At 34.4% G+C, this 23,375-nt stretch carries 15 protein-coding genes and 1 riboswitch; of the genes, 2 read left to right on the top strand and 13 right to left on the bottom strand.

All coding sequences use genetic code 11. From position 1 onward, the window contains the following. Nucleotide 1: 1 nt before the first annotated feature. From cydC to D2K60_RS15595, 9 genes are all read right to left on the bottom strand, one after another. A complete protein-coding gene (gene cydC, locus D2K60_RS15640; protein WP_117169502.1) occupies nucleotides 2-1,720 on the bottom strand; it encodes a thiol reductant ABC exporter subunit CydC in 1,719 nt (572 codons plus the stop codon). Next, nucleotides 1,717-3,450, bottom strand: coding sequence for a thiol reductant ABC exporter subunit CydD (cydD, locus tag D2K60_RS15635; RefSeq protein ID WP_117169503.1), 1,734 nt, complete (start codon nucleotides 3,448-3,450; stop codon nucleotides 1,717-1,719). The genes cydC and cydD overlap by 4 nt, the downstream gene beginning before the upstream one ends. A 39-nt stretch (nucleotides 3,451-3,489) precedes the next feature. After that, nucleotides 3,490-4,503, bottom strand: a complete 1,014-nt coding sequence (locus D2K60_RS15630) for a cytochrome d ubiquinol oxidase subunit II (RefSeq protein WP_117169504.1) — start codon at nucleotides 4,501-4,503, stop codon at nucleotides 3,490-3,492. Further along, complete coding sequence (locus D2K60_RS15625) at nucleotides 4,500-5,852, bottom strand: cytochrome ubiquinol oxidase subunit I (RefSeq protein WP_117169505.1); 1,353 nt, start codon at nucleotides 5,850-5,852, stop codon at nucleotides 4,500-4,502. The genes D2K60_RS15630 and D2K60_RS15625 overlap by 4 nt, the downstream gene beginning before the upstream one ends. A 972-nt stretch (nucleotides 5,853-6,824) precedes the next feature. Further along, the gene (locus D2K60_RS15615; protein WP_117169507.1) at nucleotides 6,825-10,019 is read right to left on the bottom strand and encodes a DEAD/DEAH box helicase; all 3,195 of its coding nucleotides are present in this window, start codon (nucleotides 10,017-10,019) and stop codon (nucleotides 6,825-6,827) included. Nucleotides 10,020-10,214: 195 nt separating this feature from the next. Further along, complete coding sequence (htpG, locus tag D2K60_RS15610) at nucleotides 10,215-12,095, bottom strand: molecular chaperone HtpG (RefSeq protein WP_117169508.1); 1,881 nt, start codon at nucleotides 12,093-12,095, stop codon at nucleotides 10,215-10,217. Nucleotides 12,096-12,244: 149 nt separating this feature from the next. Further along, complete coding sequence (locus D2K60_RS15605; RefSeq protein WP_117169509.1) at nucleotides 12,245-12,634, bottom strand: IDEAL domain-containing protein; 390 nt, start codon at nucleotides 12,632-12,634, stop codon at nucleotides 12,245-12,247. Nucleotides 12,635-12,784: 150 nt separating this feature from the next. Then, nucleotides 12,785-15,553 (bottom strand): EAL domain-containing protein, encoded by a 2,769-nt coding sequence (locus D2K60_RS15600; RefSeq protein ID WP_117169510.1) that lies wholly within the window; start codon nucleotides 15,551-15,553, stop codon nucleotides 12,785-12,787. A gap of 165 nt (nucleotides 15,554-15,718) precedes the next feature. Further along, on the bottom strand, nucleotides 15,719-17,437 hold the full coding sequence (locus D2K60_RS15595; protein ID WP_117169511.1) for a methyl-accepting chemotaxis protein: 1,719 nt from the start codon (nucleotides 17,435-17,437) through the stop codon (nucleotides 15,719-15,721). Nucleotides 17,438-17,664: 227 nt separating this feature from the next. Then, nucleotides 17,665-17,851, top strand: a riboswitch (Lysine riboswitch). A 147-nt stretch (nucleotides 17,852-17,998) separates the two neighbouring features. Here D2K60_RS15595 and dapA point away from each other — a divergent pair. Continuing rightward, the gene (gene dapA / locus D2K60_RS15590; RefSeq protein ID WP_117169512.1) at nucleotides 17,999-18,886 is read left to right on the top strand and encodes a 4-hydroxy-tetrahydrodipicolinate synthase; all 888 of its coding nucleotides are present in this window, start codon (nucleotides 17,999-18,001) and stop codon (nucleotides 18,884-18,886) included. Nucleotides 18,887-18,934: 48 nt separating this feature from the next. On the opposite strand, the gene D2K60_RS15585 is transcribed toward dapA, so the two are convergent. Beyond that, on the bottom strand, nucleotides 18,935-19,801 hold the full coding sequence (locus D2K60_RS15585) for a CvfB family protein (protein ID WP_117169513.1): 867 nt from the start codon (nucleotides 19,799-19,801) through the stop codon (nucleotides 18,935-18,937). Between the two features lie 102 nt (nucleotides 19,802-19,903). Here D2K60_RS15585 and D2K60_RS15580 point away from each other — a divergent pair, with 102 nt between their 5' ends. After that, entirely contained in the window at nucleotides 19,904-20,341 is a 438-nt protein-coding gene (locus D2K60_RS15580) for a YaiI/YqxD family protein (protein WP_117169514.1), read from the top strand. 89 nt (nucleotides 20,342-20,430) lie between these two features. Here the strand turns inward: D2K60_RS15580 and D2K60_RS15575 are convergent, their stop codons facing one another. The 3 genes from D2K60_RS15575 to add form a co-directional block, all read right to left on the bottom strand. After that, entirely contained in the window at nucleotides 20,431-21,084 is a 654-nt protein-coding gene (locus D2K60_RS15575) for an SDR family oxidoreductase (protein ID WP_117169515.1), read from the bottom strand. A gap of 15 nt (nucleotides 21,085-21,099) precedes the next feature. Next, nucleotides 21,100-22,020 (bottom strand): cysteine synthase A, encoded by a 921-nt coding sequence (gene cysK, locus D2K60_RS15570; protein ID WP_117169516.1) that lies wholly within the window; start codon nucleotides 22,018-22,020, stop codon nucleotides 21,100-21,102. Between the two features lie 228 nt (nucleotides 22,021-22,248). Beyond that, nucleotides 22,249-23,307: an adenosine deaminase gene (gene add, locus D2K60_RS15565; protein WP_117169517.1), complete on the bottom strand. Its 1,059-nt coding sequence runs from the start codon at nucleotides 23,305-23,307 to the stop codon at nucleotides 22,249-22,251. Nucleotides 23,308-23,375 lie beyond the last annotated feature (68 nt).

Raw genomic sequence — 23,375 nt, 5'->3', positions numbered from 1 at the left:
ATTAAAGTAAACTTTCTTCGAGTGTTTTCATTTGATAAAAGTAACCTTGCTTTTGCATTAATACTGTATAAGATCCAGATTCAATAATCTCACCATGATCCATGACAATAATTTGGTCCATTTTTTCTAAACCATTTAAACGGTGACTAACTAACAGTAACGTATCTGTTTGCGCTTGTTCAAAAAGCTGTTTGTGAATCATTCGTTCTGTTTGCGCATCAAGAGATGACGTTGGTTCATCTAAAATCCACAAATGACCCTGTTTTAAGATTGCTCTAGCAATTGCCAGACGTTGTTTTTCGCCACCAGAAAGATTTTCACCGTTTTCTGATACATGATCATCAAGCGAAAAGTCTTCAAGTTGCACCTTTACTAATGCATCATTTAATATAAAATCATCTAATGCAGCATCAGCAAGCAATAAGTTTTCACGAATTGTTCCATAAAAGAAATGATTTTCTTGTAAAACAACTATTGCTTTTTCCCATAATGCACTTCCTGAAACAGTTGAAATATCATGATCATTCCAATAAATAGTGCCCGTCTGAATTTGTTGTAGCTTTAAAACCAATTGCAGTAAAGTTGATTTTCCTGATCCACTAGCTCCAACAATTGCTGTTTTCGAACCTGCTGGAATTTCTAAACTAAGAGAAGGAATGGTTGTACGCCAATCTCCCATATACGTGAAGGTGATATTTTGAAATTTAATTGCTGGTGCCCTGCTTTCAACCTGATGACTGATAATCTCTACTGCGTTCACTTGAATATCCGGATCCTCCACCACATTATATAAACGACTTGATGCGTCCCGGCTTTCTTGCATATAAATCGGGAAAACAGCCATAGGAGCTGCAGGTTCAAAAACGGTTAGAGAGATCATCACAAGCATCGCTAAAAAAAGTCCTTCTAACGTACCATCTACAACTAAATAAGCGCCAACAGCTAGAACTAACCAACTTACGATAAAGGTTATAAAACCATTGAATGATTGACTATAGACTTTATTAATATTCTCGCGTTTTTGCTTTTCAATATACTTATCTGATTGTGTTATTAACTGGTCTTGTTTCTTTTGCAATTGTTGAAATATCTTTAAATCTCGAAAGCCATACATCAATTCAGTAACTTCCGTAGAAAGATCTCCACGCTCTTGTCTAACGCTATCCTTAATTTTCAATTGTCTGAATGAAAAAATTGCAGGAATAACAAATACGGTTAACAAAAGACCCAATAATAAAATTAACGCAATTTCAATGGAATAAAAGCTGCTAAATAAAATCGTTGTGACAAAAACAAGCAATAAAACTATCGGTGGATAAAAAACACGTAGAAAGAAGTTCTGAAGACTTTCCACATCACCTACTACACGGCCAAGTATATCTCCGCTTCTATACTTATGAAAAATTTGCGGAACAAGAGGTTCTAACTTTTCAAAGAAAGTAACACGTAAATTGCTTAAGATAGTAAACGTAGCCCGGTGAGAATAAATACGTTCGCCATATTTAGAACTAGCTTTAATAAAACCTAGTAATTTAACGGTAGAAGTAAGCATAATTAATGCATAAAATGGAGGCATTAAAGCTGCTTTAGAAATAAGATAGCCACTAGCAGCAAATAGTCCGACGCTACTAATGCCTGCTATGAAGCCAAATAAAATTGCAAACAGAATATCTTTTTTCTCAATCAGCATCAGTTTAATGACTTTTAAAAGAGCGCTCATGCTTCTTCTCCCCCTTGTTGAATCGTCACCATATCTTTATAAGCAGGTAAAGTAGCTAATAATGTTTCATGTGTTCCGACAGCTAGTAATTGACCCTTATCCAAGAAAAGAATTTGATCTGCGGTTTTAATCGTGTGCAATCGATGTGCTACTGTTATAACTGTCGCAGTTTTTGACAACTGTTCAATCGATTCCTGTAATATTTTTTCAGTAGTTAAATCAAGTCCGCGTGTAGGTTCATCAAGTAAAACAACTTTAGGCTTTTTCAAAAATGCCCGTGCGATAGACACGCGTTGTTTCTCCCCACTAGATAACCCTCGACCAGCTTCTCCAATTGGAGTATTATATTGTTTTTCTAATGATTCAATTAACGGCGCAATTCCGGCTAATTGGGCAGCTTGTTGAACATCCTTTTCTGTTACTGCCATATTCGTTCCCATTTCGATATTCTCCCCAATTGTTCCTGAGAAGATATACGGTTGTTGTGATATATAAGAAAGTTGTCCAAGCCATGAAGACTCAGTGAAGTCAATAAGCGGTTGTTGATCAAGTTTGATCGCGCCATGTTCAGGAGTGATCATACCAGCTAATAAATGTAGTAGCGTGGATTTACCTGCCCCACTTGCCCCAACAATTGCTATCTTTTGCTTTGGTAAGAAAGTGGCTTCAATAGCCTGCAAATTAAACTTACTATCCGGATAACTAAACCCAAGCTGATCTAAGTGAATCGTTGGTGGTTCGTCCTTCTTGCTTATATCCTTTTCTCCCCATTTAATCGTATAATCCTCTTCATCGAACGCTTCTAATACTTTTTTAGCGGCACCCATACTGCTTCTTCCATTATGAAAAGTCGTGCCGAGTTCTTTTAACGAAGAAAAGAATTCAGGTACGAGAACTAGGATAACAAATGCAGTGAAAAACGAAAGACTTTCATAAATGATTAACTGTATTGCCAGTTCTAAAGCAATAATACCGATACTCAGCATTGAAATAACTTCAAGCATAAACGATTGCGTAAAGGCAACCTTTAAAATATCCATTGTGGTATCTCGAAAACCAAGACTACTTTTCTCTATTTTATCTTTCTGTTGTTTTGTTTGGCCAAACAGTTTTAATGTAACAAGTCCTTGTAACGTATCTAAAAAGGTGCCAGAAAAAGAAGCTAATTTATCTAGCTTTTCTTCTGACTTTTTTTGCGTTTGTAAGCCAATTACAATCATGAAGATTGGAATAAATGGTGCTGTCACAAGTAATATGATTCCTGAATTAATATGTTGTGTAAAAATAACGATCATGACTAGTAATGGTACAAATGTACTTTGCATTACTTGTGGAATAAACTGACTGTAGAAACTATCCATTTCATCGACACCGTCTAACAACATACTAACCTTTTTACCTGTTTGTCCCTTTTCAGCCAGTTGGACTGGACGGGCTGCATACTTTTCTAATAAATTTCTCCGTACAGTCCCTTTTACATCACTTGCTAGTGAAACACCAATTCGCTTGCTTATATAATCCGTTAATGCTCGCGTGAAGAGAACAAGTAACAATACCATTAACCATGGTATCATTGCATGAAACGTTTGGTTCTTAAGAAAGACCCCATCAACAACAGTAGTCATAGCAAAAGCCTGCATGATTATTGATAGTCCAAGTGCTATGGTTAACACAATTAAAAAGAAGATCCTTGTTTTATGCATCCATACGGTTTGCTTTAAATTTTGCATGAACGATTCAGTCCCCTAACACAAATTTTGCGTACACGATTATTTTTTCCCTTTCGCATAATCTGCATTAAATAGAAATAAACGCATGAGTAAGAAAAGAGATGGTACTAATAAGAGTAATCCGCCAATAAAGGCGACAATTAAAGCAATACCCATCGCTTCATTTGTCACGCTATCCTCAATGTGAATGAACGGATCAAGTAAATAAGGATACTGCGCAATACCATAACCGAAAAATGCAAAGAAAAATTGTAACATAATCGTGATAAAAGCGGATCCATAATTTCTACCCATATATAAAAGACCCATTGCTATTAAGAAAAATCCCATCGATAAACCGAAAATCCACCACAGGTCTAACATATTATTAAAATGACGTTCGTTACGTTGACTTAAAGCAATCATTGTTGTTAAAGCCATTATAATAGTAGGTGTTGCCCAAAATAGTGCCCATCTTCGTACCAATTTAAGAGCTGATTGGTCATCAGCACGTGAAGCATAATACGTTAAAAAGCTTGCACTAATAAATAATAGTGCTGTTATCGCTAATGCAACAATACTCCATGCTAAAGGACTTGTGAACAACTCCAAATATTTAAGTGAAACTACACCATTTTCTTCGGTAATGAATCCACCTTCTGAGATAGTTAATGCAACAGATAAGGATGCTGGAATTAACAAACCAGTAGCTCCATAAAGAAACATGTATACGTTACTCTGTTTTGATCCATAGTTTTCAAAAGCATAAAATGACCCTCGAATTGCTAACAGTACGATCGCAAAACTTGCAGGTACGAGTAATGCAGAACCATAATAATAAGCAGTTGATGGGAAAAACCCTACTATTCCAACAAAAAAGAAGACAAGGAACACGTTGGTAACTTCCCAAACGGGTGATAAATATCGTGAAATTATCTGATTGATAATATGATCTCGTTTCGTCATTTTTGCATAAAAGGCGAAAAATCCTGCACCAAAGTCGATCGAAGCAATGATTAGGTAACCATACAAAAATAACCATAAAACTGTTATTCCAATTATTTCGTAACTCATTTTTCAGCCCCCTTTTCCGTTTCAGGGTAGTGTTTTTCTAATTCTAGTTCTGCTGGATTGTCTTTAAATAATTTTCTCATCGTAATTACAAATAGTGTTCCTAGAACAATATATAGGCCTAAAAACAAAAAGAACATATGCAGAATATATGGTGACGATGTCGCTGCTTCTTCTACTCGCATATAACCACGCAAGATCCATGGTTGCCTGCCTTCTTCTGCATAAATCCAACCGAATTCTACAGCTAACATTGCTAATGGTCCACTTAATGCAATAAGCCAGAGCATGAATTTATTATTTGCATTCCATTTTTTAAGTCGACTTAGAACGAGATAAAGGAAAGAAATCCCTATTAAGAACATTCCAATCGAAACCATTAAATCAAACATATAATGAATCCATAATGGTGGTCGTTCATCTTCTGGTGTTTCTTCTAATCCTGTAACTTCGCTCATGAAATTGCCATGTGCTAAAAAGCTCAAAGCTCCTGGAATTCGAATAGCACCAACAATTTCATTATCTTCGTTTAGCCAACCAAATAAGAGCAGATCAGCGTTCTCTTCCGTTTCAAAAAGCCATTCTGCGGCAGCTAATTTTTCAGGTTGATTATTTGCCAAATATTTAGCCGAAGCATCTCCTGCTACTGCAGTTATCAAAGAAAAAACGAACATTGATATGACGGTTAATTTTAATGCCTTTTTATGGTACGCAGAAGCACCTTTATTTCGTAACAACGCAATAGCCGCAATGGTAGCTAAAATAGCAGCAACAGTAAGATAGGATCCTCCTACAACATGTGCAATTCTAGTAGGTGAAGATGGGTTTAACATCGCTTCTAGTGGATTGACTGCAGCAAACTCACCATTCTCCATTGTGAATCCAGCAGGTGAATTCATAAACGAATTTACAGTAGTGATGAAAACTGCAGACATTCCAGCTCCAATTACAACTGGTATTGAAAGTAACCAGTGTGTATATTTTCCTTTAAAACGATTCCAGGTATATAAATAGATACCTAAGAAAATTGCTTCAAAGAAAAATGCGAAAACTTCCATGAACAGGGGTAAAGCAATTACATTACCTGCGAGTTGCATGAAGTTTGGCCAAACTAATGATAGTTGTAAACCAATAGCTGTACCAGTGACAACACCAATTGCAACGGTAATAATAAATCCACGCGCCCAACGCTTCGCTAACAATTCATAATGCTTGTCCTTCTTTTTAATTCCAATAAACTCGGCTAATGAAATAAATAATGGCACACCAACTCCTAATGTTGCAAAGATGATATGAAATGTCAGGGTCATTGCTGTGATTAATCTACTAATGGTGACTGTATCAAATTCCATTGATCTTTCCTCCTCGCACATTATTAATACTTAAGTGAAGTAATACACATACTCTGTTTACTATTTTAACATTTATTAAATAATAATGGTTATCCTTTTGTATTATAAACTTAATGGTTTGAAAAGTTGTGAATAGCTAATGACTATTCTGTGACGAATTCGTGTCAATTATTTTAACTCAACTTTCGCACTGTTAAACAAGCACTTAAGTCATGGTATAACAAGAAAGTCTAACAATCCAAAATAGAAGTTGATTTCAAGCTACTTTGATAATCATCCGTGCGTTTGACCTGACGCACATGATAGGAATTATGTTGTAAGAGGCATAAAGTTCATACCCGCTCCTCAAATGAAATTGACTCGCTTTCCGTAGGCACGGCTTCAGCTAATTTGGTAAAGAAAACCGCTTTACCGAATGGATCTTCAGCCCGTGCTGTTCCTACTGGACAAGGAAGGCTTCGACAGCGACACATCGCACGAGAAAATGGCTTTATATTTTCGAGGATCTCATCAATTTCATTTGATACGCTGGATAGAGTTTAAAATTAATATATTAGCTGCTGGTCAAGAAGTTTTATTGTGCTTCTCACAAACAGCTTCTCACAATATACTGATTGATTGTAGCGTAGGGCAGTCGACTCCTGCGGGAAAAGCAAGATCTGAAGATCCACTTTGGAAAGTGGTTTTGCTTTTCAAAGTTAACTGAAGACTTGCCCGCGGAAAGCGACTGACTGAAGCGCAAATCAACATGGCAGTTACGACAAAGTCTATGGGTATGCAGTAATAAACATTTTTAAATAGTGTCAATTTTTATAATGAACACAAACTAAACTCATAACAGCCAACGTTTAGCGCTTATTTTTTAAGTGAGAAAGTTGAGTTATCATTAAAAGATCATTCTTCTTAATTTACCTTCCAACACATTAAATAAACCTCTTTTTTAACAAAAAATTTATCAGTTGATTAAACCTTCTAAATCTTCAAGATATCACGAATATCCTGTTCTGTAATTATCGAACTTACTTGTTCTTCCGGATCAATTATTTCACCAATTAGATCCCTTTTTTTATCCTGTAGCGCATGCATCTTTTCTTCGATCGTTCCTTTTGCGACAAGTTTTATCACTTGTACATCACGCGTTTGACCAAATCGATAAGCGCGGTCTGCAGCCTGTTCTTCAACAGCAGGGTTCCACCAGCTATCATAAAAAATCACTGTATCAGCGCCTGTTAAATTGAGGCCTTGTCCACCCGCTTTCATTGAAATAAGGAAAATATCGCGTACACCATCATTAAAATGATTACAGATATTCAAACGTTCTTCCGCAGGTGTTTTTCCATCAAGGTAGAAGAAAGCGTGTTCCCTTTTTGTTAATTCTCTTCCTATTAAATCGAGCATCTTAGTAAATTGTGAGAAGATTAACACCCTTCTGCCTGACTGTTTTATCTCTTCGATCATTGTTAATAATTGTTCGAATTTAGCTGATGTTCCAGTATAGTCATCAATAAAAAGACTTGGATGACAGCAGATCTGTCGTAGCCTAGTTAATCCTGCCAAGATGCGAATTTTATTTTTTCGAAATGTTGCTTTATCCAAATGCTTTAATGTATCATGCCTTAGTTTAGCCAAATACGCCGCATATAATTTCTTTTGTTCAGATAATAATTCAGTTGATTCAAGTGTTTCTGTCTTTTTAGGTAGTTCTTTTAATACAGTAGTCTTCAACCTACGAAGTAAAAAAGGCCGTGCTCTTCTTGCTATTGTCTTTCTCGACAGTGTACTGTATTCTTTTAGTCCTAAAAAGAGGTCTGGAAAGATTACATGAAAAATTGCCCATAATTCTTCTATAGTATTTTCAACTGGAGTTCCTGTTAGAGCAAACTTATGATTAGCTTGAATTCGTTTTACCGAACGAGCAGTTTGGGTAATCGGATTTTTAAATGCTTGTGCTTCATCAAAAAAGACAGTGTGAAAGACGTTTTTTTCAAAATGTTGGACATCTTGACGTAGTATTGGATAAGACGTAATGATCACATCCATCTCCGTTAGTAACTTTAGTTGTTTTAGTCGTTTATTTCTATTTCCATCTATTACAACAACCTTCAGTTCCGATCCGAATTTGCTTAATTCATTCAACCAGTTATAAGTAACAGAAGATGGACAAATAATCAGTACGGGCTGCTTGTGCTCTCGAATAGATGTAAGCTCTGATAAAATAAAAGTAATACTCTGTATCGTCTTACCTAATCCCATATCGTCCGCTAATATGCCACCAAAACCATAGTTAGCCAATGTTTTTAACCATTGAAAACCCTCTACTTGATAATCCCGTAAGATTGGTTCTAAGTTTTTGGGTACATCAAATGTTTTGCTTTCTGGATTTTCAATTGTATTTAAAAAATGACGGAACGAATCTTCGACTAAAAAAGTATTACTCGACTCGACCGAATCAAGGATCTCCATATACTTCTCGATTGGTAATGTTAGACCATCAACTAAATCACCAGTTCGTTGCGGTGGTAGACCTTGAAGGAAACGATGGATCTCTTCGAACTCTCTCGTATTTAAGGCAAGTAACCCCCCGTTTTGCAAACGATAATACTTACGTTTTTCCTCTATAGCTTCTAGAAGATCACGAATTTCATCATCTGGTATCCCGTCCATTTCGAACTTAAATTCTAACCAATTGGTACGTTCCCTTTTGAACTTGACACGAATTTTTGGGAAATTATTACTGGTAACAATTCGATTTCTTATTGCCGTTGTTGTATACACGTGTGCTAATCGTTGTAGTTCTGGAAGTTTATAATATAAGAAGTCATATTCTAATTCCTCATTATAAAGAACATATCCACTTTCCGTCGTAGCAAATAGACTATTCTCCATAATTTGTAGAATCTGTTCTTCTTTTTCTTCATCTCTTATAAACATGGTGTGGATGGTTGGTTCGCTGTTTTCTAGTGGATTGATCACGCTATTTTCATAATGAAATTCTAGCCCTGCAAGTAAGCGGTTTTTAACACGATCCAAATAGAGTTTAGCAATCAAAGGAACTGGTGTAACTTTCTGTTGAAGCTCTTTTGTAATATTAACCTTCCCTAATCCTTTTAATCCCGGCACAACCTTTTCTAGAAAAAAATTAACTTGTTGTTTTGGAATTCCTATTTCATTCGTATTTGAACCATCTAACATTCTTTTTAATTCAACTAATTGCTTCGTATGTTGTTGATTTAATTTTGCGAATTTACCATCGTAAAATATCATTTTATAAGACAGAAATACAACCATATTCTCTAAACCACTTACGGTTAATTGATATCCTTCTTCTATTGTTTCGGTCAACTCAAACGTTAAGGGTAATTGCTCTACAGTAAGTTTAATTCCTTGATAAATAGCTGATTTATAGTGGATAGTAATTTCTGGTACGTTTATGAGTAATGGTAATAGTTTCGTCCACATAGAGGCAGGAATGAGCATCTGTTGCTTTCCGACCTTATCAATAGACTTCCTTGATAAACCTTCCAGATATAAACGTTCATCTCCCATAATTTGTATCAGTAATTGGACAACTGAGTCAGTCTCTTGATTAAAACAGTGTTCGTGTAAGTCAAATATAAACCCAGAAGAAATCTTATAAGGTCTTCCTTCTTGTAGATGTGTTAAAAATGTACGAATATCTAAAACGGATTCTTCATTTAATTTCACTTCCACTGTCAAAAGATAGTTTTTTTCATCCAATTTTATCGGTTTACAAATAAATGCTACATCAATCACTTTTCTATTCTCAAAATGCAATTGCTGTCCACTAGTACGTGAAGTTGATTGATTAAAAATCTCTAACAACCCATTTGACAACTTCGATGACGTGTCAGAATCCTTCGTCTTATGTTGTAGTTCTTTGATGGCTATTAAAACGGCTGCTACATGTTGACAGTCAAAAGCATAACTAGCTAATTTTGGGCAGCTACAAGAAGATTGAAAACCCTCGTTTGACTTTTTCTCGATATCAACATAAAAAGATTCTTTACCTATAACAATTGCTTTACATCCATTTGATGTACTTGTTTCAATCTTGACTTTATTAGCACGGTAAAAAGAATTCCCACTTTTATAGGAAAGCTCTCCGCATCTTTCTTCTATAATTTTTCGATTTAATTTTAAATTCAATGGTTTAGTCACTCCTATGTTGAAAAATGCACTAGTGAAATTGTATCACATTGGCACATGTATATAACGTATAAACGGCTTACGTGATTTAGTGAAATAGATCATTTTTATATTAAACTAGATCCACTTTAATACATTGCTCCTAGTTAGAACATAAAAACAACCTCTTCTTTTTAGGAAGAGGTTGTTTTTAGATTAAGCTAAAGCTTTCCAGATATCATTCGTAAAAGCAATCGGGTCTTCTACAGCTAGTCCTTCAATTAATAATGCTTGGTTATACAAAATGTTTGTATATACGTCTACTTTCTCTTTATCTTTATTAAAAGCTTCTTTTAATGATTCAAACACATCGTGATGAATATTAATTTCTAATATTTTATCAGCCTTCACTTCTTGGTTATCAGGCATCATACTTAAAATTTTCTCCATCTCAATTGAAATTTCACCGTCATTACTTAAACAAACAGGATGTGTTTTTAAGCGTTTAGATACACGAACATCTTTTACTTTATCAGATAGTACAGACTTCATGTGATCTAATAGTTCTTGATTTGCTTTTGTTTCATCTTCTGTATTTGTTTCAGCATCATCAGAATCAAATCCTAAATCACCACTTGATACAGATTTGAATTCTTTACCTTGATAATTCATAATCATTTTAATAGCAAATTCATCAACGTCATCAGTGAAGTATAAAATTTCATAGCCCTTATCTAAAACCATTTCAGTTTGTGGCAGTCGTTCAATTCGCTCATTTGTTTGCCCAGATCCATAATAAATAAATGTTTGATCTTCTGGCATTCTTTCCACATATTCTTCTAGTGTAACTAGTTTCTTCTCTTTAGAAGAATGGAATAATAATAAGTCTTGTAATACATCCTTATTTTGGCCAAAGTCACTATATACACCATATTTTAACTGGCGGCCAAATGAAGTATAGAACTTTTCATATTTTTCCCGGTCGTTGCGTAACATTTTTTGCAATTCCGATTTTATTTTTTTCGTAATATTCTTCTCAATTAATTTCAACTGACGATCATGTTGTAGCATCTCACGTGAAATATTAAGTGATAAATCTTCTGAATCAACAAGACCCTGAACAAAACTAAAGTAATCTGGTAGTAAGTCAGCACATTTACTCATGATTAATACACCGTTGGAATATAACTCAAGACCTTTTTCGTATTCAGCAGAGTAATAATTATATGGCATGTTCTCTGGGATATACAAGATAGCTTCATAACGGATATTTCCATCTACACTAACATGAATATGCTGAAGTGGCTTATCAAAACCGTAATGTTTATCAGCATAGAACTGCTCATAATCTTCAGTTGTCAACTCATTCTTATTCTTTTTCCAGATTGGTATCATACTATTTACTGTTTTTTCTTCAATAACTTCTTCTGTTTCATCTGCATCATCTGCTTTTGGTTTTTGTTCAGTGACATCCATTTTAATAGGATAACGGATAAAATCAGAGTATTTTTTAATTATCGTTTTAAGTTCATTTTCATCTAAGAAGCTTTCAAAATCATCTTCTTCTGTGCTCTCTTTAATATCTAGTGTAATGGTAGTACCAATAGTATCTTTCTCAGCTAGCTCTATTGAATACCCATCTGCGCCTTCAGAGTGCCATTTATATGCTTGATCGCTTCCTAGAGCTTTTGTCCACACGTTAACAACATCTGCGACCATAAACGCAGCATAGAAACCAACACCAAATTGACCAATAATATCATGACCGTCTTTCACTTCGTTATCTTTTTTGAATGCTAAAGATCCACTCTTAGCAATCACACCTAGATTATTCTCTAATTCTTCCTTTGTCATACCAATTCCTGTATCAGTGATTGTTAGTTGGCGTTTCTCTTTATCAGTCACCACTTTTATGTAATAATCATCTTGATTAAATGTAATCGATTCGTCCGTTAGTGCTTTATAATACATTTTATCAATCGCGTCACTTGCGTTTGAAATTAACTCTCTAATAAATACCTCACGTTTAGAATAAATAGAATTAATCATCATTTCTAAAAGTCGTTTTGATTCAGCTTCAAATTGTTGCTTACTCATATATCGTTACCCCTTTCAAATTTTAAAAATAGCAGTCTTAACTATCAAGTGCTAACATTAATTATTTACCATATTACAGAGAATTTGTCAATAAAGTAGTCGCAAAAAAAGACATCCAATCCATCGGAAAAGGATGTCTTAAGCTTATCTTAATTCGATCGGAAATCTTCTTGTGTAGAATTTGGTTTTGATTCATATGCTTTAATGTAAGCTTGTTTTTTTGTCTTTTCTACATAATGTAGTTGCTTTGTTAAGTCAAGAAACCACGCTTCATCTTTTGTTTCTAATGCAATGTCAATTAATTGACGTAATTGTTTCTCTGTTTTAGATACTGTCATATCCAATTTATTTAGCTTAATCTTATTGATTTGAATACTATGACCCATAAGCATTTTGTTATCACTAGCTACGACGCGTAATTGAATAATATTGTGATCTAATGCATTTTTTTCAACAAAACCATGAATTAGCTCACCTTTACTCGATTTAGCTCTAACCCAATCGCCAATTTTAACTTGATTCGTATGATTCGTTTCCATGCATTTCCACCACCTTATTAAAGTAAAAAAAGCTTATGACTATTATAAAAATAAATGCATCATGCTTAACTGATTTATCATTTGAATAGCTACTGTTTATTCTATTTTTAAATGGCACAAATGTCAACGATTTCGCTTCAATGAGGCACCTTATTGATTATCTTTTCTGAAAATATCAATATGGTCAGCTGCTAATGGTTGACTAAAGAGGAAACCTTGTACATAGTCACATTGTTTTTGTTTAACATATTCAAGCTGTTCTTCAGTTTCAATTCCTTCTGCAATAACTACTAAATCTAGTTTTTTTGCCATTTCAAATACGGCAGCTAGTACCGCGTCCTCTTTATCATCAACCAGTAAGTTCTGAATAAATGATCGCTCTATTTTTAATATGTCTATTGGTAAATGTTTTATTACATGTAATGAAGAATAGCCCGTTCCGAAATCATCAATAGCAATTTTACAGCCAAGCATTCTTAGTTGCTTAATAAGATAAATTACTTTATTTTTATTCTTCATAATCGTTGATTCAGTAATTTCTAACATCAATAGCTTTGGATCAAAGTTTGTTTCTTCTAGTATTTTACTTATTTTCGCAACAATTTCTTGATCTTCTAATTGCACTGGCGATAGATTGACAGATAGGAACAGTGGCTTTTCTAGTTTATCATTCGATTCCTTCATCTGCATACACGCTATACGTAATGCGCATGCTCCAATTTCGTTTATTAAACCTGTTTCTTCCGCAATCGGAATGAATTCAGCTGGTGGAATCAATCCCAATTGTTTATGTTCCCAACGTATTAACGCTTCTACACCAGTCATTTTTCCCGATTTAGTATTTATAATCGGTTGATAATGCATAAATAACTCATTGCGTTCGTTTGCTTGATATAGATCTATTTCTAGTCTTAATTTTTCTGCGACTTCATTTTCCATATCTTCAGTATAAAAGCGGAATGTATTCTTGCCTTGTTGTTTAGATTGATACATTGCGGTATCTGCGTACTTCGTTAATGAGTCAACATTAGTGGCATCATTTGGATAGATACTAATACCAATACTTGCAGTGATAATGAATTTATGTTCTTTAAAATTATACGGCTTTGTAAGAATAGATAATATTTCTTTAGCGATATCTGCTGCTTTTTGTTTATCATTAAGCTGTGGAACTAAAATTGTGAATTCATCTCCGCCAAAACGAAATACCATGTCTTTTTCTATTAAAATGCTTTGTAGACGTTGGCTAACCATCTTTAATAAGGCGTCTCCTGCATCATGTCCAAATGTATCATTAATATACTTGAAACGATCCAGATCTAAAAAGAATAATGCAACCTTTGTGTCGTGCTCTTGTGCATAACTAATCTCTCTTTCTATTGTTTCAATGAATAATTTCCGATTTGGTAGTCCTGTTAGTTCATCGTGAAATGCTTGATACTTAATTAATTCTTCCTGTTGCTTTATTTCCGTTATTTCAGTTGCTACACACAATAATTGTAATTGCCCACCTGTATCACCCATAATTGGTACTTTGCCAACGTGAAACCATTTTTTATTTCCATTAGCATCTATGAGGAAATCTTCCATTTCTTGAGCTTCATTAGTCATCATAATTGCCCGATTTATTTTCAAATAGTGCCAAGCTTCATCTGCTTTCGGATTAAAATCTTGTTCTTTCTTTCCTAGAATATCGTCGGGTATTAAGCCATATAATGAGGCGAATTGTTTGTTTATTAATGTGAACTCGCCTTCCCAATTCATTGTATATATTGCACTAGGATTGAAATTAATTATTCGATTTAAAAAATTCTTTTGTTGATGCAATTCGATCGTTTTTTGTTTAACATCTATTCGATATCTTTCCAAATCCTGTAACATTAAATTGAATTTCGCACTAATTGATCCTATGTCTGAAGTTGGATCAACTTGCTCAATTCGATGTGCATAATCGCCTTTATTTACTTTCTCAACCGCATGATAAAGACGGTTTATAGGCTGCAAATTTCGGTGCATCATAATTGTAATAAGTATGATTAAGCTAACAGACAAAATAATAAAAACAGGGATTAATACTTTATTTAACTCTTGAGAGGCAATATTAATTTCCTCTTCTGGAATAGCCATTAAGACAGACCAATCTAATGCATTAATTGTTTGTTGGGAAACAAAATAGGATTTATCTTCCTGATTTGCTTGATAATATACTTGTTTGAATCCAGGAGACATATCTGTTAGCATCTGTTGATTTATTTGAAAGGATGAAATAAAAGATTCACTGTCAATTCTATTATTCTCAAATACAGGTTTACCATCTGTATCATAAATAGCTATATAATTGTTTTCCGAAAATTCCAACGTAGAAAATAAGGTTCGAAATAACGGATTTCTATCTACATCAATAATTAATTTAAAATTACGATATACTTCTGCATCTTTAAAGATAGGTATCGTTACCTGAAACAATTTATTACCATCGGAATTCGTTAGTTGTTTAAATGAAATCTCCTCTTGATTAGAGAATGTATTCGCTTGTGTTTTTCCTAAGGTCAAACGTTCTGGATAATGTGCTAAAACTGTACCATCAGTATGAATGACTGTACCTCCATCTATTAGGGAAGCAAATGTCGTTATTTCTTTTAAGTAACGAACTAGATCATTTTCTGTTATTACATTAGCTTCGCTGTCTCTCTGAATATTTTCTCCTATATAATTAAGCTCATGTACCATATTGGTTACTTGACTGTTTAAACGTTGGGTAGAACCATTCATCATATTTTTATAATTTGTTTCGGCGTAGCCATTAAGTAATTTTTGGGATGAAACAGTTAACAAAACGAATAGACCTACAATAACAAGTCCATTTAAACCGAGAATCTGCCAAAATCTTTTTGACCTCCAAAACACTTTTGTTTTCATTTTTGTACTCCATTCTTGTTAGCGGTTTTTATATGAACTATTGAAATTAAATCAAGAAAAAAAGACTACTCTATGGAGTAGTCTCATCTTACACTTATTAAGTCTATTATAAATGGTTTACGAGTATTATTCAACAAAATTCGACATTGCAAAAGATCATCTCTTTTAAGTATTATTGTTATTATTTAAATCAAATTCACTTACTACTTCATTTAATTCATTTGCTAGTGATGCTAATTGATTTGAGCTACTCTCCACTTCTTCCATAGCACTATTCGTTTCTTGCGACGAAGCTGCTGTTTCTTCAATACCAGCTGCCGACTCTTCAGATATAGAAGCTACCTCTTCAATAGAATGATTCATTTCATTACTACTACTAACAAGTGTTGTCATATTCTCTTTAACTGCATTTATATTAGCTGTTACTGCTTTAATCGATTGTTGTAACGAGTTGAAAGTTTCACCAGTAGTTCTAATTTGATCGGTACCTTTTTCAACTTCTTGATAGCCATCCTGTAAAGAATTTGCAACACTACTTGACTCTGTTTGAATCGACTGTACGATTGTTGTGATATCCGATACAGATGTTGAGACTTGTTCAGCCAACTTACGGACTTCATCTGCTACGACTGCAAAACCTTTACCATGTTCACCGGCTCTGGCTGCCTCAATTGCAGCATTTAAAGCTAATAAATTTGTTTGTTCTGCAATATCTTGAATAACAGAGACTAATTTAGTTATTTGTTGAGATTGACTGTCTAATCCTTGTACTTTTTTAACAGCATCTTGCACAATACGGTCAATAACAGTCATTTGTGTAATTGAACTTTGCATCGATTCTGAACCAGACTCTGTTAAATTTAACATGTGTATGGAGGATTCAGAAATGCTTGTCCCATTCTTATCTGCTGCATGTACTTTTGACTGAAATGCTTCCATCATTATTGCAAGAGAGCCAGCATGATTTGCTTGTGATTCAGAACCTGAAGCAAGTTCTTGCATCGTTGAAGCAATTTGTTCTGATCCTGATCGTACCTCAGAAGCAAAGTGACTTAACGAATCGCTTTGTGAGGTCACCGTACCAGATATAGAACTTACTTTTCCAATAATTGTCCGCAAGTTTTCCGCCATTATATCAATTGACGTTGCTAATACGCCAATTTCATCTGTACTATTGTAATTAATTTCTTTTACATTTAGGTTACCATTTGAAATTTGATTACTTACATCGACAACTTTACCTAGGTTAGTTTTAACCGTTTTGTTTACAAAGAATAGTAAAATTAAACTAATTATTATTGAAAAGACTATTGAACTTATTAAAATAATCAATGCAGATAACTGACTTTCCCTTGTATTCGCAACTGCTGCACTTCTTTCAGCGTTCACAACCACACGGATTTCATCCAATAAATCTAATGTTTCTAAACGTATTTCATTCGTTTGATTCGTGTAACTATTTGCCATAGCGCGATTTCCTATTCCCATCGCTTCTACTATATCAGTTAAAAACAGATCATTCATTGCTTGATCGTTAGCAACAACTTGATCAAAAAGATTTGTCAATTCTGTTGTATCCATTTGGCTTGAAATATCTGCTTCTAGTGTGTTAAATGCTTCTCGCAACGATTCATATTCGTCTACATAATTTGATTCACCGTTATTCGCATAATTCACAACCTGTATACTTTTAGCTCGAATTAAGGAGCCCATTTCAGTCACTTTTACCGCACGCTCACCACGGCGATCTAATGCATCAACATTTTCGCTAACATTAAATAATAATTTCGTAACAATTATGGTAGAAATAACTATCAAAAAAAAGACTACTAAAAAAGTAAAACCATACTTTGAACCTATCGACAAATTTCTCCATCTCTTCATATGTACATCCCCCAAGTCTTTGTTTTTCTTTTTTTATATAACCTACAAAAGTTATATATAATAATAGCCTATAAAGTATTAAGCTGACAACAGAAATGTGACAAAATACCTATTAAAGTTAGTTATTTTTTAATTCATGATAATATATCTCCCATTGTCATTGCAACTGTATAATTTATTTGATATAGTTGAATTAATATAATAACTTTACTTCAATAAGAAATTGAAGTGAGCATAGAGGTGCAAAGAGCATTAGTATGTTACAAGAAGCCGATGAGTGGCTATTGATTGTAACAGAAAGGGCGATTTGCCGAAGTGAACTGGAACTCATCGGCCTGTTCATTGGTGTTGTATTTAATAAATGCAGTACTGTCATATAGCTAATTGTTTGCTATATGGAGGGCTATCTCACGCATCATAATGAATATAATGATGCAGCAACGAGACCCTTCGTTGCTGTTTTTTGTTTTTTTATCGTACATTATGATGAGATACCCTCTATTCATCCTTGTGAACAATAGGTTTAACCAGAACAAAATTTTATGAATAGAGGTGGAGACCATGCAATTTGGTCGACTATTAACAGCGATGGTAACACCGTTTGATCAAAGCGGAAATATTGATTATGTAAAGACAGAGAAATTAATTTATCATCTACTTTCAAATGGAACAGATGGTTTAGTTATTACGGGAACAACTGGAGAATCTCCAACCTTATCAAAAGAAGAAAAACTTTCTTTTATCCAATTTGTGGTTAAACATGTTAATAAAAGAGTTCCAGTGATAGCAGGTACTGGATCAAATAACACACGTGAATCTATTGCTCTGACTAAACAAGCAGAAACAATTGGTGTAGACGGGGTAATGCTTGTAACACCATATTATAATAAACCCTCACAGGAAGGAATGTATCAACATTTTCTTGCGATAGCAAATGCTACTAAATTACCTGTGATGTTATACAATATACCCGGTCGTAGTGTTGTTGGTCTAACGACAGAAACGGTTATACGATTATCAGAAATTGAAAATATAACTTCTATTAAAGAAGCTAGTGGCGATTTAGAAACAATGACAACGATAATTAGAGAAACACCTGATTCATTTGTTTTATACAGTGGAGATGACGGTTTGACATTACCTGTTTTAGCAATTGGCGGTTATGGTATTGTATCTGTTTCCTCTCATATAATTGGTAATGAAATGAAAGCTATGATTGCGCATCATACAAATGGAGAAACGCAACAAGCAGCAGAAATGCATCAAAATATTTTACCAATTATGAAGGCACTCTTTATAGCGCCAAATCCAACTGCAGTAAAAGAAGCACTTACTATGATCGGAGTTACTGTCGGTTCTGTTCGTCTACCATTAATCCCATTAAATCAAGAAGAAAGACATCAATTGGAACACGCACTATACTTCATGAAAAAAGCAAATGTAGGTTAATAACATAATAAACGCCAGATCCACTTATAGCGGATTTGGCGTTTATTTTTATTCATCTATTTTTCTTAAACTAATTTTACTATCATCTTGGACAATTTTTGCTTCTTTCATTAATTTCCCTAATGCGCGTTTAAATGCAGCTTTACTAATATCAAATTTCTCTTTAATTGCTTCGGGATCACTTTTATCAGTAAATGGCAATTCGCCATCATTATCTTTCAAAAGATTAAGTATCATTTGGGCATCTGTAATACGCGCTTCTTTCCTTTTAGGTAGCATTGATACATTAAGGGTTCCATCCTCTTTTACAGCGATGACACGTCCTTTTACCCATTCACCAAGACGAGGTTCCACTTTGCGTTCCGTATGATGAATAAAGCCACGATAACTCTCTTCCGTTATGATAACCGCTCCCTCTCTATCTGTGCGAAATACTCTTCCAGAAATCGCTTTATTTCGCAAATCTTCTGGAGCACGGTCCCAATTGTTACCAAAGTCAAATTCCGAAACTGGATTGGCCAACAGCCTACCCTTTTTATCATTTGATAACACAACGTATAATTCATCGCCAACTTGTGGCCAAACAGATTGAAAAAGTGGTAAGTCGTCTTTGGATACTAATGTATGTTTCGTTGTACCGATATCAACAAATACACCTAAGTTCGGGACAACTTCTGTAACTTCCGCCCAATCAAATACATCCGGACCAACCGAAGGAATCGTAGTTGTTCCGATTAAAATCCCTTTCTTATCGTGATATAAAAACACCTCAACCGTATCAGCTACTTCTAGCGTATTTTCAACTTCATTTGCATGCACTAATATTTCTTCTGTTCCATCAGTTAGTACATAACCCGTTTCGATCTTTCTTGCAATTTCTAATTCAATAACTTGTCCTGCTTTTAATAATCCCATTCTTTGCCCTCTTCCTTAAATAAATTCCTCTTTCATATTATAACCGATCATGATCTTTGGTAAAATAGATTTAATCGAACAATTAGGAAAAGGTGATAATAAATGAAAATATATGTAGATGCTGATGCTTGTCCTGTTAAAGATATAATTATAAAAGAAGCACAAAAACACGCTATTGAAGTTTTCTTAGTCAAAAGCTATGCCCATTTCTCTACTCAAGATGATCCAAAGGGTGTAACTTCAGTATATGTAGATTCGGAAAAGGAAGCCGCTGATTACCGTATTATGTCGATGATTGCAGCAAATGACATGTTAATAACACAAGATTACGGACTAGCATCGCTTGCATTAGAAAAAAATACTACAGTTATCCATCATAAAGGTTTCCTTTATTCTTTAGAGAATATAGACTTTTTACTAGAAACCCGCTATCAAAGTGCACAAGCCCGTAAAAGTGGCCATCGAACAAAAGGCCCAAAAGCATTTAGTAATGAAGACAGAAATAAATTTCACGCCTTATTTAAGGAACTTCTAAATTAAAAACAGAGCAACTCGACCTCTTTATGTCGAGTTGCTCTATTAGTTACTCATTTTTATATGAATAATCCAATTAGACAGCACTATAAGAATTAAATTGTATCCAATGCATCTGTTATTGCTTGCTCACCGCTAACGAGATCAAATGATTTATTTTTTAAATTTGTTTTATCTAATGCGGTAATAATCGTAGCTGCTACGTCTTCACGTGGCACAGAACCAGGTTCTATCGTGTTATCGCCTACTTTAACTTTTCCTGTACCTGCATCGTTTAACAAGCCACCAGGTCGAATAATCGTATAGTCAAGCTTACTAAATTTCAAGAATTCATCTGCATAATGTTTTGCAACATAATATGGTTTCATGCCTTCTGCTGCATTGAACATTTCGCGATTATTTGCTTGAAATGCACTAATCATTATATACTTTTTAATTCCCGCTTTTTCAGCTGCTTCTACTGTTTTAATTGCTCCATCAAGATCAATTGTTAATGTTTTATCAGGACCAGTTTTTGCACCAGAACCAGCTGTAAACACAACTGCATCTGCGCCTTTAATTGCTTCAACTATTGAATCAACACTATCTTCTAGGTTAGCTAATTTACTTATAACACCTTGCTTTTCAAAACTTTCTTGCTGCTCTTTTTTGCGAACGATAGCAATAGCCTCATGATTTTTATCATCTTGTAATTTTTTTATCGTATGTTGCCCTATTTGTCCATTTGCTCCTATAATTGCTACTTTCATTTAACTCATCCTTTCTTATTGATCAAATAAATTCATACTTAAGTAACGTTCACCTGTATCTGGTGCAATACAGACTACTTTTTTACCTTTTCCTAGACGCTTTGCCACATCAATTGCCGCAAAAACAGCTGCTGCTCCTGATGGACCTATAAATATGCCTTCCCTTGTGCCCATTTGTTTAAACATGGAAATGGCATCTTTGTCTTCTATTGCCATGATTTCATCATAAATAGCAGTGTTCAATATTTCAGGGATAAATCCCGGGCTAGTACCAACAAGCTTATGCTTCCCTGGTTTTCCTCCAGAAAGAACAGGTGATCCTTTTGGCTCTACGACAGTAATATGTATATTCGGCAGTAATTCCTTTAATCCTTCACCAGTTCCAGTAATTGTTCCGCCAGTGCCAGCTGTTGCTACAAAAGCATCTAAATCTCCACTCATTTGACGATAGATTTCTGGAGCGGTTGTTTTTCGATGTATGTCAGGATTCGCAGCATTTTCAAACTGTTGTGGCATAAAACTGTTTGGCGTTTCAGCTTGTAATTCTTTTGCCTTTTTAATAGCGCCTGGCATCTTCTCGTCACTAGGTGTTAAAACAACTTTTGCACCATATGCTTTTAAAATATTAATTCGTTCCTTCGTCATATTATCTGGCATTACTAAAATAGCTTTGTAACCTTTAGCTGCAGCTGTCATCGCTAGTCCTATTCCAGTATTTCCACTAGTTGGTTCTATAATTGTTGCTCCAGCTTGGATCTTTCCTTCTTCCTCTGCAACTTTAATCATATTATATGCGGCACGGTCTTTGACACTTTTTGAAGGATTAAACATTTCTAGTTTTACATAGACATCTGCTGCTCCTTCAGGAACAACTCGATTTAATTTTACAATTGGCGTATTACCAATTAATTCAGTCATATTGTCAACAACACGCATTCTTTTCAAGCCCTTTCTTATAAGGAATCTTAGTTTTATATAATATTAATCTTACCTATTTACTAAGGTATTATATCAATCTAAACATATTATAGCCAATAATTGAATTTATAATGTAAGACTCTTTTCGTAAATATACTTCAACAACAATCTTTTAAAAAGAGCTAAAAAAAATTAGTTAACCTTAATATGATAAGGCTAACTAATCGAATTAATTCTACTGCAAATTCACACAACTAATTGAATCATTTCGTCCATTCGTTTGTATTCTTCCATACAGCTTTTTTTTAAGAGTATTTTTTCATTATAATCTAGAAATGAAGCATCAATAGCATTCATTGTTAATTGATTAAGTTCTATAATTGAAAAATTAAAATGTTCCATTAAAACTGCAAATTCTTTTGATAAAGTTGTATTCGATACTGTAATATTATCTGTGTGGACCGTAACCTTTACACCCTGATCAAAATAATCTCTAATTGGATACGTTTCCCAGCTATTAGCAGCTTTGGTCTGTATATTACTTATCGGACACATTTCTAATGGTATTTGTTGTTTAATAATTTTTTTTAACAATTTTTCATCATCTTTTAAACGAACACCATGTCCAATCCGACTTGCGCCTAGATTTAAAATGGCTTCTTTTATATTCTCAGCGCCAGATGCTTCACCTGCATGAATTGTAACAGGCAATTCATATTGGTTAGCTAACGCAAATACTTCTCTAAACAAATGGGTTGGGTATGCTGATTCATCACCAGCTAAGTCCACACCAACAAGCCCCTTCCCTAAAAATTCTCCTGCAGTACGTATAACCTCTTTATTCACGTCTGTAGGGTGATGACGCATGCAACAGGCAATTGCTCTAGCTTTCACACGATAGGTTAACTCACCCTTTGTTAAGCCTTTAATAACCGACTCTATTACTTCTGAAACACTTAATCCTTTAGCGCGATGTAATTGTGGCCCAAATCGCACTTCAATATACTTGTAATTTTGTTCCTTTGCACGTGCGACTAATTCATATGCAACACGTTCCAATGCTTCTTTCGTATGAAGAACTTTTGCAACAAGATTAAATTTATTTAAATACTCGGATAAATCCGAACAATCTTCATCTACTTCAAGATAGGGTTTTAATTCAGTAAGTGTAGTTTTGGGCAAAGTGACTTGTTGTTTCTTAGCTAATTCCAGGACAGTTTGTTGATTTACACTACCATCTAAATGGACATGCAAATCAACTTTAGGTAACCCTTTTATAATGCGCTTCGTTTCTTCTGTAATCATTATACCCTCTCCTTTTATTAATATATTACTCCTATACTAATAAAAGTGACACGTAATTACTACTCTTT

It is taken from the genome of Paraliobacillus sediminis (assembly GCF_003426055.1).
The sequence above is the reverse complement of the archived record's forward strand: the minus strand, read 5'-3'. Positions and strand labels throughout refer to the sequence as shown.

Coding starts and splice junctions, on each gene's coding strand:
- D2K60_RS15575 (WP_117169515.1), bottom strand. CDS start 21,084: ATGAAAGTAGCAATTATAGGAGCAAATGGACAAATAGGGCAACATACG.
- D2K60_RS15585 (WP_117169513.1), bottom strand. CDS start 19,801: ATGGGATTATTAAAAGCAGGACAAGTTATTGAATTAGAAATTGCAAGA.
- D2K60_RS15630 (WP_117169504.1), bottom strand. CDS start 4,503: ATGAGTTACGAAATAATTGGAATAACAGTTTTATGGTTATTTTTGTAT.
- add (WP_117169517.1), bottom strand. CDS start 23,307: ATGATTACAGAAGAAACGAAGCGCATTATAAAAGGGTTACCTAAAGTT.
- D2K60_RS15625 (WP_117169505.1), bottom strand. CDS start 5,852: ATGGAATTTGATACAGTCACCATTAGTAGATTAATCACAGCAATGACC.
- D2K60_RS15580 (WP_117169514.1), top strand. CDS start 19,904: ATGAAAATATATGTAGATGCTGATGCTTGTCCTGTTAAAGATATAATT.
- D2K60_RS15600 (WP_117169510.1), bottom strand. CDS start 15,553: ATGAAAACAAAAGTGTTTTGGAGGTCAAAAAGATTTTGGCAGATTCTC.
- dapA (WP_117169512.1), top strand. CDS start 17,999: ATGCAATTTGGTCGACTATTAACAGCGATGGTAACACCGTTTGATCAA.
- D2K60_RS15605 (WP_117169509.1), bottom strand. CDS start 12,634: ATGGAAACGAATCATACGAATCAAGTTAAAATTGGCGATTGGGTTAGA.
- D2K60_RS15595 (WP_117169511.1), bottom strand. CDS start 17,437: ATGAAGAGATGGAGAAATTTGTCGATAGGTTCAAAGTATGGTTTTACT.
- htpG (WP_117169508.1), bottom strand. CDS start 12,095: ATGAGTAAGCAACAATTTGAAGCTGAATCAAAACGACTTTTAGAAATG.
- cydD (WP_117169503.1), bottom strand. CDS start 3,450: ATGCAAAATTTAAAGCAAACCGTATGGATGCATAAAACAAGGATCTTC.
- cydC (WP_117169502.1), bottom strand. CDS start 1,720: ATGAGCGCTCTTTTAAAAGTCATTAAACTGATGCTGATTGAGAAAAAA.
- cysK (WP_117169516.1), bottom strand. CDS start 22,020: ATGCGTGTTGTTGACAATATGACTGAATTAATTGGTAATACGCCAATT.